The 14,241-nt window shown below is 55.5% G+C and carries 14 protein-coding genes and 1 tRNA gene; 4 read left to right on the forward strand and 11 right to left on the reverse strand.

Annotation, left to right across the window (positions count from 1 at the left end; all coding sequences use genetic code 11):
- Nucleotides 1-93 precede the first annotated feature (93 nt).
- A complete protein-coding gene (locus ACYCZJ_RS10550) occupies nucleotides 94-1,140 on the forward strand; it encodes a c-type cytochrome (protein ID WP_461554181.1) in 1,047 nt (348 codons plus the stop codon).
- Nucleotides 1,137-1,595 carry a DUF302 domain-containing protein gene (locus ACYCZJ_RS10555; RefSeq protein ID WP_461554182.1) on the forward strand — a complete coding sequence of 153 codons (459 nt, stop codon included), beginning with the start codon at nucleotides 1,137-1,139 and terminating at the stop codon, nucleotides 1,593-1,595. Before ACYCZJ_RS10550 ends, ACYCZJ_RS10555 begins: the two co-directional genes overlap by 4 nt.
- A 45-nt stretch (nucleotides 1,596-1,640) precedes the next feature.
- On the opposite strand, the gene ACYCZJ_RS10560 is transcribed toward ACYCZJ_RS10555, so the two are convergent.
- Both ACYCZJ_RS10560 and ACYCZJ_RS10565 read right to left on the reverse strand, forming a co-directional pair.
- A complete protein-coding gene (locus ACYCZJ_RS10560) occupies nucleotides 1,641-3,131 on the reverse strand; it encodes a sensor histidine kinase (RefSeq protein ID WP_461554183.1) in 1,491 nt (496 codons plus the stop codon).
- Nucleotides 3,131-3,847: a winged helix-turn-helix domain-containing protein gene (locus tag ACYCZJ_RS10565; RefSeq protein ID WP_461554184.1), complete on the reverse strand. Its 717-nt coding sequence runs from the start codon at nucleotides 3,845-3,847 to the stop codon at nucleotides 3,131-3,133. Before ACYCZJ_RS10565 ends, ACYCZJ_RS10560 begins: the two co-directional genes overlap by 1 nt.
- 138 nt (nucleotides 3,848-3,985) lie before the next feature.
- Here ACYCZJ_RS10565 and ACYCZJ_RS10570 point away from each other — a divergent pair, with 138 nt between their 5' ends.
- Complete coding sequence (locus ACYCZJ_RS10570; protein WP_461554185.1) at nucleotides 3,986-4,603, forward strand: sigma-70 family RNA polymerase sigma factor; 618 nt, start codon at nucleotides 3,986-3,988, stop codon at nucleotides 4,601-4,603.
- A gap of 90 nt (nucleotides 4,604-4,693) precedes the next feature.
- Here ACYCZJ_RS10570 and ACYCZJ_RS10575 read toward each other — a convergent pair whose 3' ends face one another.
- A complete protein-coding gene (locus ACYCZJ_RS10575; RefSeq protein WP_461554186.1) occupies nucleotides 4,694-4,897 on the reverse strand; it encodes a cold-shock protein in 204 nt (67 codons plus the stop codon).
- A gap of 286 nt (nucleotides 4,898-5,183) precedes the next feature.
- Here ACYCZJ_RS10575 and ACYCZJ_RS10580 point away from each other — a divergent pair.
- A tRNA-Ala gene (locus ACYCZJ_RS10580) sits at nucleotides 5,184-5,259 on the forward strand.
- Between the two features lie 161 nt (nucleotides 5,260-5,420).
- On the opposite strand, the gene ACYCZJ_RS10585 is transcribed toward ACYCZJ_RS10580, so the two are convergent.
- From ACYCZJ_RS10585 to ACYCZJ_RS10620, 8 genes are all read right to left on the reverse strand, one after another.
- Nucleotides 5,421-5,768: a high-potential iron-sulfur protein gene (locus ACYCZJ_RS10585; protein ID WP_461554234.1), complete on the reverse strand. Its 348-nt coding sequence runs from the start codon at nucleotides 5,766-5,768 to the stop codon at nucleotides 5,421-5,423.
- A gap of 139 nt (nucleotides 5,769-5,907) precedes the next feature.
- Nucleotides 5,908-6,834 (reverse strand): glutathione S-transferase family protein, encoded by a 927-nt coding sequence (locus tag ACYCZJ_RS10590; protein WP_461554187.1) that lies wholly within the window; start codon nucleotides 6,832-6,834, stop codon nucleotides 5,908-5,910.
- Nucleotides 6,835-6,903: 69 nt separating this feature from the next.
- Nucleotides 6,904-7,599, reverse strand: a complete 696-nt coding sequence (locus ACYCZJ_RS10595; protein ID WP_461554188.1) for a glutathione binding-like protein — start codon at nucleotides 7,597-7,599, stop codon at nucleotides 6,904-6,906.
- Between the two features lie 74 nt (nucleotides 7,600-7,673).
- Nucleotides 7,674-8,015: a tetratricopeptide repeat protein gene (locus tag ACYCZJ_RS10600; protein ID WP_461554189.1), complete on the reverse strand. Its 342-nt coding sequence runs from the start codon at nucleotides 8,013-8,015 to the stop codon at nucleotides 7,674-7,676.
- A 2-nt stretch (nucleotides 8,016-8,017) separates the two neighbouring features.
- Nucleotides 8,018-9,475: a TrkH family potassium uptake protein gene (locus tag ACYCZJ_RS10605; protein ID WP_461554190.1), complete on the reverse strand. Its 1,458-nt coding sequence runs from the start codon at nucleotides 9,473-9,475 to the stop codon at nucleotides 8,018-8,020.
- Nucleotides 9,476-10,849, reverse strand: a complete 1,374-nt coding sequence (gene trkA, locus ACYCZJ_RS10610) for a Trk system potassium transporter TrkA (protein ID WP_461554191.1) — start codon at nucleotides 10,847-10,849, stop codon at nucleotides 9,476-9,478. It abuts the gene before it with no gap.
- Nucleotides 10,846-12,111, reverse strand: a complete 1,266-nt coding sequence (locus tag ACYCZJ_RS10615) for a sigma-54-dependent transcriptional regulator (protein ID WP_461554192.1) — start codon at nucleotides 12,109-12,111, stop codon at nucleotides 10,846-10,848. The genes trkA and ACYCZJ_RS10615 overlap by 4 nt, the downstream gene beginning before the upstream one ends.
- Entirely contained in the window at nucleotides 12,108-14,240 is a 2,133-nt protein-coding gene (locus ACYCZJ_RS10620; RefSeq protein WP_461554193.1) for a sensor histidine kinase, read from the reverse strand. Before ACYCZJ_RS10620 ends, ACYCZJ_RS10615 begins: the two co-directional genes overlap by 4 nt.
- Nucleotide 14,241 lies beyond the last annotated feature (1 nt).

Consider the following 14,241-nt stretch of genomic DNA (forward strand, 5'->3'; position numbering starts at 1 on the left):
TAAGGTTGATTCGCATGCGTTTGATACAAATCAATGCACTTCAAGCCTATCAGCAGTACCATGACATGGTGAATCAACGCTAAGGGGAGAGCGATGTTATACCGTCTGCTGATTACCGTTTTACTCGCCGGGCTGGGAATCTCCCAGGCCCTTGCTGTGCCGGATGGCGCGGCACTATACGCACGCAACTGTGCTGCCTGTCACGGCTCTGCCGGAACCGGCGGGATCGGCGTGCCGCTTGCGCTACCCTCTTTTCAAGCCAGCATCAGTGACGATTACCTGCGGCGGACTATACGTATCGGCCGGCCTGGCAGGGTGATGCCATCGTTCAGCAATTTGAAACCGGATGAGATCGAAGCCATCGTCGGCTATGTGCGCGCCTGGAACAAAGGACCAGCCGTCACCTATTCCACCCAGCCGGTGAAAGGCAACGCGATACATGGCAAGCAGCTGTTCGCGCAATACTGTGCGGCTTGTCACGGCGTCAGTGGGGGGGGCAGCCAGGGCACCGGTGTTACTTTCTCGCGCCCGCGCAATTTACCGATCATGGCGCCGGCACTACACAATCCCGGGTTTCTTGCCTCGGCTACCGATGCCATGATCAAAGCCACGCTGATCAAGGGCCGGGAAGGCACACCGATGACTTCTTTCATCAAGCGCGGACTCACAGAGAGCGATATCAACGACATCGTCAGCTACGTGCGCAGCTTTGAAAAGATGCCGCTGGCGGATAGCGCGAAGCTGTTGCAGGTGGAGAATCCGGTCATAGTGCGCGATTCGCCCTACGACATGAAAACTACCGTGGAAAATGTGAAACAGGCAGTCAGCAACAACAATTTTTTCTATGGCCGGGTACAGACGCTGGACTATGGGCTGACCACACCGGACAAGGAAAACCCCAAACAGATTATCGTCTATTTCTGCAACATCAGCCTGCTCAATCAGGCGCTGGGCATTGACCCGCGCGTGGGCATGTTCCTGCCCTGCCGCATCACCATTGTTGAGCACAACGGCAAGGTACAGGTGATGTCGGTCAATCCTGATGTGCTCAGCAAGCTCTTCAATAATTCCGAGCTGAATCTCCTGTGCGCGCAGATGAAGGAAAATTACACCACCATCATGGAGGAGGCGACACTATGAACAAGCTGATGCAGTGGCTGGGCCTCGCCAGCCTGACGCTATTTTTAAGCGCGCCGGCCATGGCAGAGGGTTTGTTGATGGCGCGTACGGACAATCAGTTTCCGGAAGCGATGACCTTGTTGCAAAGTGCTATTTCGTCACATGGGTACAAGATCACGCGCCTGCAGCAAGTGAATGAAAACCTGGCGAAGCGCCATTTCAAGAGCGACATGTATCGCGTGGTGTATTTCGGCAAATATGACGAAATCAAACAGGCATCAGCCACACACCCGACGCTCATACCGTTCCTGCCGCTCAGCATCACCATTTTTGCGGAAGGCGATCAGGCCATCCTGGTGGCGAGCCATCCACGGATGCTGGAAGCGTTCTTTCCCGATCCTGCCATGAAACCCATGTTTGAACGCTGGGAAAAAGATGTGGCAGCGATCCTGGACGAAGTACGCAAATCGAAATAGCCATACGGCACCTGCCCGGCTGATTGGGGTATCAACGGCCGGGCACTATTCCGCCGCATTCAATGGCAGCCACAAGGTAAAACACGCCCCACCCTGCGGCTGGTTACCCGCCCGCACATGGCCCTGGTGGAGCTCTGCCACACGCTTGACGATAGCCAAGCCCAGACCCGCATGACCATGGCCTTCGCGTTGCTGGCTGCCCTGAAAAAATCGCTCGAACACCTTGGCAACATCGGCAGATGCAATCCCTGCGCCGGTATCGGTCACAACCAGCTCGATGCCGTCATTGCGCGGTTGTGCAACAAGACGGATGGTGCCGCCCACGGGCGTATGGCGCAATGCGTTTTCCATCAAGTTGGCGATCGCGCGTTCTATCAACGCCGCATCGACCGCCACCAGCGGCAGGGCTTCCGGATAACCGCATTCAATATGTACGCCGCGTGTCTCGGCAGCGGGTGTGAAGCGCTGCGCGATGTCATCTACCAGTTCGCCCAGGTGGGTCGGCGCCTTTTCAAGACGCACTGCATCACTGTCAAGCCGGGCAAAATCAAATAGAGAGGCCGACAAACGATCCAGATGTTGCGCATTTTTCAACGCAACCTGCAGGAAACGTTCGCGCTCGGCTTCACCGAGGCGCTCACCACGCAGGATAACCGTTTCCAGATGGCCGGTCAGTGAGGTCAACGGGGTACGCAGATCATGCGAAATACTGGCCACCCAGTCACGCCGCGTGGCATCCATGCGCCGCACTCGCAACACTTGCTCGTGCAAACGTTGCACCATGTCACGAAATGCGCGCGATAAATGACCAATCTCATCGCGCCGATCCTGATGCGGGAAACTGGCTGGGTCAGGAATGTCGGCAATTTCCGCCGTACGCACTTGGTCGGCGGCACTTGCCAAACGACGTAAAGGGCGTGTAATTTGCGCCATCACCACCCATACGAACAGGGCAATCAGCAAGCTCGCACTCAAGGCGACCAGCAACGCGGTGCGATTGGCATAGCTGGATGCCAGCAACTGCCCTGGATTGGTTTCCGGCGGCCGCATCAACATATAAAGATAACCGGATTGTGCGTTGCCATCATAGATCGGCGCGGCGGCAAACAGGCATTTCATGCCCGGGAAATCGGGATCGCTGCCATACACGATTTTGCCGCCGGGGTGGCCCAGCAATTGCCGGATGGGTGCCAGGTTCACATGACTGCTGCCACCAATTGAACGCTGCTTGGAATAACCGACGCGTACCCGGCCCTGATCGTCGATCAGGTACAGCGCGCTGGATGGCTCCAGCAACAACATCTGCTCAAACTGGGTTTCAATCCTGTCGCGCTGGATGTGCTCTAATTTACCCAGCTCCGGATACATCAGCGCGACGTTATGGGTAAACTGCAAGCCCTGCTGTTGACGCAGCTCGTCATTGTAGGCGCTGTGGGCAAAATGCACGGCTAAAGTAAATATCGCTGCAATCAGTATGCAAAATCCGATGACCAGTGCGGTGATGCGTGCACGCAGGCTGTCTGCCAATATCCGCATCAGCAGTCTGCGAAGCGGTAACCGACGCCGCGCACGGTCAGCACGTATTGCGGATTGGCGGGATCGGCTTCGACCTTGGCGCGCAGGCGGTTGATATGGGTATTCACATTGTGCTCATAGGATTCAAGCGTGGTGCCCCAAACGGCATCCAGCAGTTGCGCGCGCGAATAGACCCGGCCCGGATTGTGCGCCATAAACAACAGCAGATCGAACTCCTTGGCGGTTAACGGGATGAGCCTGCCGCACAGACGGACTTCGTGACGCATTGTATCGATCTCCAGGCTGCCTGCACGCACCATGGACACCTCATTCGGGGGAACGACACCACGCATCTTTTCAGAGCGCCGTAGCAGCGCTTTGACACGCGCCTGCAGCTCCGGGATGCTGAACGGCTTGCCCAGGTAATCATCCGCCCCCAGTTCCAGCCCGACCACACGATCAATTTCACTGGCCTTGGCAGTCAGCATCAAAATCGGTGTGTAGTATCGGGGATCCGAACGCAGTGCGCGGCATATCTCCAGACCATCCAGACCGGGCAACATCAGATCCAGCACGATCAGGTCAAATGTGCCGTTGCGCGCGAGCTCCAGCCCGGCAATACCGTCGGCGGCGCACGTCACCCGCAAGCCCAAATCCTCCAGATGCAAACGGATCAGACCGGCAATTTCTGCAGTGTCCTCCACCACCAGGGTGCGGCAATCATTGAGCATATCCATGCCCCTTAGTCTGATCTGCGCACCCAACCTGACACCAGATGCACAAATTTTGTTATCAAAACGATATGTTCGCGCAACGCAGCCGAGATTATCAGCCCGCAAACTGAGGCTGTCATTCAAAGCAAGCGGAGACGCATCATGTTACACAATCCGGAAATCAACTTCGAACACGCAGCCGCCGAGCATCGCGCCTATCTCTATCATTTTGCCCTCAAGCACGTGAGGGATGCCCATCTGGCCGACGATCTGGTGCAGGAAACATTGCTCGCCGCGTTACAGAGTACCAGTGACTATGCTGCACGTTCCACTTATCGTGTATGGCTTACCGGCATACTCAAACACAAAATGCTGGATGCCTTTCGTGACCGCGGGCGTCATCTGCGCCTGGAAAATGAAGCCGGCGACAGTCTGCTGGAACACGATCCCGATTCATTCAGCCTGCACCAGGTAGCCGATAGCCTGCTGCCGAACCCGCAAAAATCCATCGAACTGAACCAATTCTTGCAAGGGGTGGACCAGGCGCTTCGGGCCATGCCGGCCAGCATCTCGGCAGTATTTTATGCCCGTGAAATCGAGGGTGAATCCGCAAAAACCGTATCACGGCGTTTTGCGATCAGCGAGGCAAATGTCTGGGTACGGGTACACCGTGCACGCAAGGCAATGCAGGCATTTTTGACTTCAACCGGTCAGGGTGGGCATCGTCGCCCATCCACCGTGGTACGCCGGCAAGCGCGGACAACACTAGCCACCGCTTAACCGCCCGGCGCTTTTTCGTGGTTAGCAATTCTAAATCGCGGACAACAAAAAACCCCCGACCAGCGGGGGTTTTTTGTTGTCCGGTAAAACTTAGCCGGCCTGGATGTTCGAGGCTTGTTTGCCCTTGGGTCCGGTGGTCACATCGAAGCTGACGCGCTGGTTTTCTTGCAGGGTTTTGAAACCAGCTGCATTGATTGCCGAGAAGTGTGCGAACAAATCATCGCCACCATCATCGGGAGTAATAAAACCAAAACCTTTAGCGTCGTTGAACCATTTAACAGTACCTAATGCCATTTTTTTTCCTAACTCATAAGTCGTTTGGGCGGTCGCCCGTGGTCTATCGAATCAAGAAAAAACAGGGCCAACTTAACGTACCGCAATTTGGTGCTTGAATTCCATAGAACGCGTACAAGGCTACAGCATTTTCAATCGATTTGGGTTTATTTTTTTTCAGGCATTCCAGAATAATGCGCAGATAAAGAAAAAAGCACTCCCCCATGAGCCTCATCGACATCTGCCGGCCCGTCTATTGTGACCAGCCATTCGCGAAAAATCTTGGTGTAGAATCCCATTTCAACGTGGGGACGTAGCTCAGCCGGGAGAGCGTCGCGTTCGCAATGCGAAGGTCGGGAGTTCGATCCTCCTCGTCTCCACCATCAGGACAATCTTCGATCAATTGATATTCAATTGTCGGCTTTATTAATTAGCGAAAGAATTTGAAGCGGCGCACCATTTAACCAGCGACTACGGCAGACAGCGTCCAAATGCTTGCTGTTCGTCGCTTGTAAATCACCAAATGATGCGCTTGCCGGAAAGTTCAGGCTTTAGGTGCGTAAGCGATGCAATACCCTTGAGGATGGATCGCGCCTTCCACTACCTTGCAGGTGCCCATCGCCTTGGCTGTTTTGCCAGGAACAAACTGAATACAGTTACTGCATTCCAGTTTCCCTTTTGGGTGATCCTGATACTGCATGGATGCTTGACTCGCCTTGGCGGCGGCAGATGCCTGCCTGCTTGCGACAGCCGGTACGACTGCGATACTTGCCAATAGAGCGGCGCCTTTCAGGAATGAACGGCGGTTGACCTTTTTGCTATTTAACGTGTCCAATTTAATCTCCAGTAAGAAAGAAAAACAAACCCATAAATATAGAACCCGGCATGGCATTCTATCCACAAAACCGCAGCCAATCGTCTATTGCAATATCAGCTACGGCGTTATTCTAGTTCAGAATTTCCAGTCCCGGAAGGTGGACATACGTCCATCAAAATAGTTGCACTTGCTGATTCCGTCCTGCATTTCGATATCAACAAGGGCGCACGCGATAGCCCACTCGCGGAAAGTGCACGGCCACCCGCCCGCAATCCGCATGCTCACGCGTCAGAGCAATCGTGTCACGATCTACGGCCAGGATTCGGCCTTCGACTGGCCGGTCCCCACCTTGAGTGACCGGTACGACCGTGACGTGCATCCCCGGCTTCAGCCCCTGCGGGTCATGTTTATCCGTTTTTTCCGGCGTTGCTGGTTCATTTGCCTTCGCTACCGCCAACGCCTCGATAGCTGACATGGGTGTCGAAGTCCCGTGGCCAATCGCCTGCATGCGCTGTATCCAGGCATTCAGCATCGGAAACTCTCCAAGATATTCGGGTGCCGCCGCATACCGCTCACGCACGAACCAGATCAGATACCAGGCAAGCAGGTCTACCATGCCCGGCTCGTTACCGAGCATAAAGTGCTGCCCGTTCGTCAGGCAGGCTTCCAGCCAGCCAAACTGCGGACGTAATTGGGCCAGCGTATGCGGCAGGTCTTCGGCTTCGTATTTTAAATCGCCCTGTTCGCCCAGATAAAGGCGTGTACGGTCGGCGATCAGTGCCGCTGGCAGCTTGTCGGCAACCGGCGCAAACGCTACCCGGAATGCCAGCTCGAACATCTCGCCATCGCTCCAGCGCGACAGGGCAAAAGGCAGGCCTGCGCCATTGCCCGGGAAAAAACTCGGGCTGGGCACACGATGTTCCAGTTCGCGCAGGATACATTGCGTATCACAATAGATATCCGCGCCGATTTGCATGACCGGAATGCGGCGGTAGCCGCCAGTCATGGCAAATAGCTCCGGACGATCCGGCAAACGGTTGTGTTCAACTGAACGCCAGGCGAGTTGCTTGATACCCATTCCGGCGCGGATTTTCTCGGAAACAGGGGAGGCTGGATAATGATGAATAATGATTTCAGTCACGCTGTGCATTCCTTGATTTGCATTGATTGTAAGAGTTGGCTGCGAAACTGCTCGGGCACGGTTGAAGATTTATTTCACGACACCGGCGGTTTGTCCAAACAGGATTGAGCGCGAAGCATCGGAAACCACTGGCCGTTCGTTAATCTCCTGTGCCACCTGATATGCCCGCTGTACCGCAGGTCGTGCCTGTATCGTTTCGAACCAGCGTTTCAAGTGCGGGAAATTTTCAAGTTTTTGACCCTGGCGCTCGTAGGGCACAATCCAGGGATAAATCGCCATATCAGCGATCGAATAGGTGCCGGCCACGAATTCACGATCTGCCAGACGCTTGTTCAGTACACCATAGAGGCGGTTGGTTTCCTTGACGTAGCGCTCGACGGCATAGGAAATGTGTTCGGGGGCATATTGCACAAAATGATGATTCTGCCCGGCCATCGGGCCCAGTCCGGCCATTTGCCAATACAACCATTGCATGACTTCGGTGCGACCACGCATATCGGCTGGCAGGAATTTTCCGGTTTTTTCCGCCAGATATTGAAGAATAGCGCCGGATTCGAACACGCTGATCGCACTACCGCCATCTGCTGGCGCGTGGTCGATGATCGCCGGCATGCGGTTATTCGGTGCGATTTTAAGGAAATCAGGCTGGAACTGGTCTCCGGTACCAATGTTAACGGGTACGATTTTGTATGGTATTCCCGCCTCTTCCACGAAGATCGTGATTTTGTGACCATTCGGCGTGGTCCAGTAGTAAACATCAATCATTGCATCCCCATTGCTGGTAATACGTGAATTGTTTGACGCTCACAGATATAACAGTTCCGAATCAATCCTGGCGGTTATTTCCCGTCGGTTGCAGCGAGCTGTTTTTCAATGCGATGCGCAAATACGGTCATTTCCTTGGCGGCCTGTTTGTCACCCTTGGCCTCCGCCACGGCGATGCCGTCACGATAGGCCGCCAGTGCTTCGACAGGGTGCCCTGATTCGACCAGGGCACGGCCCAATAATTTCCAGGCTGCGGAATATTTCGGATCCTGCACGACTGCCTGCTTCAGGTGGGTAGCAGCATTGGCCGGATCGTCGATCTTGAGATATTCATTGCCCAGAGAGAAGCGCAGCAGGGCATTGTCCTTGCCTGCCGCGAGCATTTTTTCGAAGTTTTGAATGATGGGTGTCGTCATGATTATTTGCGCCAGTAAGCCGGGGTAAACAAAACCAGCAGGGTAAAAATCTCCAGGCGGCCAAGCAGCATAGTGAACGTGCATACCCAAGTCTGGAAGTCGGTCAGTATGGCATAGGTAGAAGCAGGCCCCACCAGACTTAACCCGGGACCGGCATTGTTGATGCAGGCAACGATGGCGGTAAAGGACGAGATGAAATCCATACCGCTGGCGACCAGAATCAGGCTCAACAGCACCAGACTGACGACATAAAACATGGCAAATGCCTGCACCGCAAATACGATTTGATTACTGATCACGCTATGATTGATTTTAACGGGTAGCAAGGCGGTGGAATGAATCTGCTTTTCCAGTTGGCGCTTGCCATGCTTGAGCATCAACAGGGCACGGATCATCTTGATACCACCGCCGGTGGAACCCGAACTGGCACTGACGCAACTTAGCAGCAACATCCATAGCGGCGCGAATACCGGCCATTTGCCATAATCGGTATTGGCAAAACCGCAGTCGGTAGCGATCGATACCAGGTTGAAGCTGACATAGCGTAACGCAGTCCAGTAGCTGGCGTAGATGCCGTGATACCAGATGTAAAACGCGATACCAACGCAGCTTGCGCCGATCAGGACCAGCATGGCGGGGACTTCCGGATCATGCAGGTAGGCACGCATGGAACGTCCGCGCAAGGCAAGGAAATGGGTGGCGAAATTCATCGCGGCAATCAGCATGAAAAAAATCAGCACCGCTTCAATCCTGGGCGAATTGAAATAGCCGACGCTCGCATCATGGGTGGAAAACCCGCCCAGACTCATCGCAGAAAAAGCATGGCACACCGCATCGAACCAACCCATGCCGGCGAATTTCAGGGCAATAATGCAGGCCACGGTAATGCCTGCATACACCAGCCACAAGGATTTGGCCGTTTGCGCGATGCGTGGCGTCAGCTTGCTGTCCTTCATCGGCCCCGGTGTTTCCGCCTTGTACAGCTGGCGTCCGCCCACACCGAGCAGCGGCAGGATGGCGACTGCCAGCACGATGATACCCATACCGCCCAGCCAGTTGAGCAGGTGTCGCCATAGATTGATGGAGGGCGGCAATTGATCCAGGCCTGTCAGCACCGTGGCGCCTGTCGTCGTCAAGCCTGACATGGTTTCGAAATAGGCATTGGTGAACGACAGGTTCGGCATGTAAATCAACAGTGGCAGCGTAGCGAAGGCAGGCAGCACTGCCCAGACCAGCACAACCAGCAGGTAGCCATCGCGGGTTTTCAGTTCGCTGCGCATGCTGCGCGTGGCAAGCCACAATACCAGGCCGGTGGCAAAGGTAATGAGGATGGCTTCGTGATAAGCGTGGCCTGCCGCGTCCTGATAGTAAAAGGAGGTTGCAAGGGGCGCCAGCATGGTGAAGGCGAACAGCAACACGACCAGACCGATCACATTCAGGATAGGAAAAACACGCAGCATTTAGATAAACCCGAAACTGACCTGGAATAGTTTCTCTACCTTGGGCACCATACGCTTGTTGGGCACAAACAGAATGATATGGTCTTCCGCTTCAATCATCGTATCGTGGTGCGCAATAATGACTTTCTCGCCGCGAATGATGGCGCCAACGCTGACCCCTTCCGGCCATTTCACCTCATCCACCCGGCGACTCACCAGCTTGGAGGTTTTTGCGTCGCCGTGCACCACGGCTTCCAGCGCCTCCGCCGCACCCCGGCGCAAACTGTGCACGACGGCCATGTCACCGCGGCGCACGTGGGCAAGCAGGGGGCCAATGGTCGCATGGGCAGGCGAGACGGCAATATCGATCTGGCCGCCTTGCACCAGGTCCACATAGCTGGCACGGTTGATCAGCGCAATGACTTTGCGTGCGCCCAGACGCTTGGCCTGCAGCGAAGCCATGATGTTGTCCTCATCATCGTTGGTGAGGGCACAAAACACATCCATGTCATCAATATTTTCATCAACGAGTAGCGTTTCGTCAGTCGCATCACCGACCAGAATCAGGGTATTGTGCAATTCGGCAGCAAGTCGTGCGCCGTTGTTTTTGTTATGGTCAATCAGTTTGACCTGAAAGTCGTTTTCCAGTGCTGCGGCAAGTCGGCGCCCGATATTACCGCCGCCAGCAATCATTACCCGGCTTACTTTTTTGTCGAGACGACGCAGTTCTTTCATTACACTGCGAATGTTTTCTGCGGCCGCGATCACAAACACTTCATCACCCGACTCAATCACCGTGCTGCCTTCCGGCACAATCGCGCGGTTACCCCGGAAAATCGCCGCCACACGCGCATCCAGATTCGGCAAATGTTTGCGCATATCACGCAACTCATGCCCTACCAGCGGGCCGCCATGATAAGCGCGCACCGCAACCAGCCGGACTTTCCCGGCTGCGAAATCCAGTACCTGCAAGGCGCTGGGGTAGTCGATCAGGCGGCGCAAATAATCAGTCAGTTCCTGCTCCGGGCTGATGGTGTAGTCCACGCACAGGTTTTCATCTGAAAATATTTGCGGGTGCTTGAGATAATCGGCTGAACGTATGCGCGCAATCTTGGTGGGGATATTAAATAACACTTTGGCCAGCTTGCACGCCAGCATGTTGGTTTCATCGCTCTGCGTTACCGCCACCAGCATATCGGCATCCTTCGCGCCTGCGGCACGCAGTACGGAAGGGTGGGAAGCCGATCCCACCACCGTACGCAAATCCAGGCGGTCTTGCAGCTGGGATAATTTTTCCACATCGAGATCGACGATGGTCAGATCGTTCGCTTCGGAAACCAGGTTTTCCGCCAAGGTGGCGCCGACTTGGCCGGCGCCGAGAATGATGATCTTCAAGGGACGGCCTTTTTACCAAACCTGATGCCGAGTTGCTTTAATTTTCGATACAGATGGGTGCGCTCTACGCCGGCATGCTCCGCTACACGACTCATGTTGCCATCCTCCTGCGCAATCAGGCGCTCGAAATAACTGCGCTCGAAAGCATCGCGCGCCTCGCGCAGGGGCAGTTCTATCGCGACATCCACCGCGGCCGGCGGGGTGGCGCGCGGCACCAGCGGGCGCATTACATGTTGTACGGCTTCAGCGCTGATTTCATCGCTATCCGCTGTCATCAGCAGAGTATGAACGACATTATCCAGCTGCGGCAGGTTGCCAGGCCAGTCAGCGTTGCGCAATGCATTCAAAGCGGCGGTACCAAACCGGCGCGGCGGCAACTGATTGGCTTCCACCAGTTGTGCCAGCATATAGGCAGCAATATCCGGGACATCTTCGCGATGCTCGCGCAGGCTGGGCACGCGAATGGTGAGCGCACCCAACGCGTAATACAGGCGGCTGTCGAATTCACCCTCGGCGGCACAACGCGACAAATCATCACTACTGACGCATACCACGCGCACGTTATATTTTTCCGCGCGTTCCAGCGCCAATGCCAGGCCCTTTTGCGCGAGCTTGCCCAGGTTGGCGACTTCCGGAATATACAACACGCCATCGCGCGCCCGCTGGAGCAGATCCAGCGGCGCATCCGCCAGCTGACTGGTGTCGTCCAGCTCCACCCAGTTACTGTTGGCTGGCTGCAAAAAACGCGCGCAGATGCGCGCACCGCTGCCTGGCTCAGCCAGCAGCAATACTGGCGTTTTCAGATTGGCGATGCGAGTGAGCTGCTCTTTCAAATGCTGGATCAGTGCACCACGCCCCAGCCCGGCCAGGTTCATGCTGGGCTGGGCACGGGCTTCGCCGGGCTTGAGCACCCGCTTGATCGTGGACAATAATTTATGCAGCGCAATGGGCTTTTCCAGAAAGTCCGCCGCGCCCAGACGCGTTGCCTCGATTGCGGTATCAATGGTGCCGTGACCGGACATCATCACCACCGGCATGGTGAGCTGACCGTTACCTGCCCATTCCTTGAGCAGGGTAATGCCGTCGGTGTCAGGCATCCAGATATCCAGCAGCACCAGATCAGGCCGCGCCTTGTGACGCGAGGTACGCGCGGCACCGGCATTCTCCGCCAGGCTGATGTCATAGCCTTCATCGGTCAGAATTTCCGAAAGCAGTTCCCGGATGCCCGGCTCGTCGTCTACCACTAAAATCTGACCGCTCATACGCTGGTCTCCCGAGCAGGTGCCGCAGGCAGGCGAATACACACACTGGCACCGTGCGGTTTGATGTTCTCAATGCGGATCATGCCGTGATGTTCCTCGATGATTTTCTTCACAATAGCCAACCCCAAGCCCGTACCTTTGGGTTTGGTCGTTGCGTAAGGTTCAAACAAGCGCTCCATCAGCGCAGGCGGGAAACCTGGTCCGTTATCCACAATACTGAATTGCACCCCGCTTTCGCCCTGTGCCGTCGTCAGCATGATGTGCGGATCAGCCGAATCGGCCAGTGCATCCTGCGCATTTTGCAACAAATTATGAATAACCTGGCGCAACAGCTTTCGATCTGCCAATACCTGCATCAAATCGTCGGCCAGATGAAGTGCCATGCCAGGGCCGAGCTCGTACAGGCTCAACACCTCGCGTACCAAGGCATTGAGTTCGATAGCCTCCAGCTGCACAGCGGGTGTACGTGCGTATTCTGCAAACGCATTGACCATTTCTTTCATTGCCGAAACCTGATTGACGATAGTCTGGGTCGAACGCGTAAGCATCTCGGCATCCGCAGGGGCCAGCTTGGCGACAAATTTGTGCTGGATACGTTCGGCGGAAAGCTGAATCGGGGTAAGCGGATTCTTGATTTCGTGTGCCAGACGCCGCGCCACTTCGCCCCAGGCCGCATCTCGCTGCGCCTTGATCATGTGGGTAATGTCATCGAACACCAGGACATAACCATTATCCACCCCGCTCGGTAAGTGTGTGCCGTGGGCCAATAGCGTACGCTTGTTGCCCTCCATACCGTATTCAATCTGCTGACGCCAGCTGACGTCGCCATGCAGCTTGAATTGGGCAGCAATCCCGGCAGCAAATTCAGCGAGCGCCGGCGCACGGTTTCCCCATTGATATAGCTGGGCGCCACGCAAGGTACCGGTCGTCACGTCCAGCAACTGTTCTGCCAGCGGGTTAATGCTGCGCACCTGCAATTGTTCGTCGAATGCGACCACACCCGAGGTCAGGTTGGCGAGTATGTTTTCCAGATAGGCATGGGATTTTTCGATCTGCTCACGGCTGACCTCAGCAGCATTGCGTGCTTCAGCCAGTTGCCGCGTCATGCGATTAAACGATTGTGTCAGTATTCCCAATTCATCGCGGCTATGCACTGGATGCATCTGGGTGAAATCCCCTTTTGCCACAGCGCGCGTACCTTTTGCCAGGGCGCGCAGCGGCGCGGCCATCTGCTCGCTGATAAGAAATGCCAACGCGATCATGACCAGCAATGCCAGCAACATGATCAGCGTCAGCGTCAAGCCATACAAACGCTTCAACCCCAACCGGGATAATGACAGCTCCTGGTAATCCTGATACGCCGTGCGCACGGCTTCGGCATCTTCTGCCAGCTTGGGCGGCACCGGTTGCAGCAGCTGCAGCACGCGGATATTTTCAGTGAACGACAGCAGGTTGACTGGAACCACCACGCGAACAAACAGGCCGCGATTGGGGATGGACTCGATACGTGCATAGGGTTGTTGCTGACGTACCTGCCACAGGATGCTGTTGCCGGGAATGATCGGCAGCATGCCGGCGCGCTCGTTGCCGGCAAAGGCGATGATTTTTCCCCGTTCGCTGAACAAGGTGGCTTCTTGCACACCAGACTGTTCGCGCAGCGTATTCAGCAAATGAATATGCGTGGCGGGTGGTTTGTCAGCCAGTGTCAGTGCCATGGATTCAGCTTTTTTGGTGAGTTCACGCTGCAGGTTGTCGAGCACGGCCTGCCCCAGATTAAGGCCGCTACCCAGGGCATTGTCCACGCGCACATCAAACCAGGACTCGATGCTTTTTGACAGAAACTGCACCGATACGCCATATATCACCGCACCCGGCAGCAGCGCCATCAAACCGAAGACCAGCATCAAGCGTACCGTAAGTTTGGCACCAAATACGCCATGCTTGATCTTGTGGCGCAGCTGGATGATCTGATAGCCCACCAGCACCAGCAATGCAGTTACCAATGCGCCAGTGACTGCCAGCAGATACGGGAAGTTGCGTGCGAACAGTTCGGTATTGGCGCTGGCGCTGGACAGCAGGTATACCAGCACGGCACCAATGCCGAACCCGAGCAGGACCAGATATTTCATC

This window comes from Sulfuriferula sp. (assembly GCF_054605375.1).

What these genes read in the sequence shown, in the direction of transcription:
- ACYCZJ_RS10550 (WP_461554181.1), top strand. Translation starts at nt 94, where the DNA reads ATGTTATACCGTCTGCTGATTACCGTTTTACTCGCCGGGCTGGGAATC.
- ACYCZJ_RS10560 (WP_461554183.1), bottom strand. Translation starts at nt 3,131, where the DNA reads ATGCGGATATTGGCAGACAGCCTGCGTGCACGCATCACCGCACTGGTC.
- ACYCZJ_RS10600 (WP_461554189.1), bottom strand. Translation starts at nt 8,015, where the DNA reads ATGACGACACCCATCATTCAAAACTTCGAAAAAATGCTCGCGGCAGGC.
- ACYCZJ_RS10615 (WP_461554192.1), bottom strand. Translation starts at nt 12,111, where the DNA reads ATGAGCGGTCAGATTTTAGTGGTAGACGACGAGCCGGGCATCCGGGAA.
- ACYCZJ_RS10595 (WP_461554188.1), bottom strand. Translation starts at nt 7,599, where the DNA reads ATGATTGATGTTTACTACTGGACCACGCCGAATGGTCACAAAATCACG.
- ACYCZJ_RS10555 (WP_461554182.1), top strand. Translation starts at nt 1,137, where the DNA reads ATGAACAAGCTGATGCAGTGGCTGGGCCTCGCCAGCCTGACGCTATTT.
- ACYCZJ_RS10620 (WP_461554193.1), bottom strand. Translation starts at nt 14,240, where the DNA reads ATGAAATATCTGGTCCTGCTCGGGTTCGGCATTGGTGCCGTGCTGGTA.
- ACYCZJ_RS10585 (WP_461554234.1), bottom strand. Translation starts at nt 5,768, where the DNA reads ATGCCATGCCGGGTTCTATATTTATGGGTTTGTTTTTCTTTCTTACTG.
- ACYCZJ_RS10565 (WP_461554184.1), bottom strand. Translation starts at nt 3,847, where the DNA reads ATGGATATGCTCAATGATTGCCGCACCCTGGTGGTGGAGGACACTGCA.
- ACYCZJ_RS10575 (WP_461554186.1), bottom strand. Translation starts at nt 4,897, where the DNA reads ATGGCATTAGGTACTGTTAAATGGTTCAACGACGCTAAAGGTTTTGGT.
- ACYCZJ_RS10605 (WP_461554190.1), bottom strand. Translation starts at nt 9,475, where the DNA reads ATGCTGCGTGTTTTTCCTATCCTGAATGTGATCGGTCTGGTCGTGTTG.
- ACYCZJ_RS10570 (WP_461554185.1), top strand. Translation starts at nt 3,986, where the DNA reads ATGTTACACAATCCGGAAATCAACTTCGAACACGCAGCCGCCGAGCAT.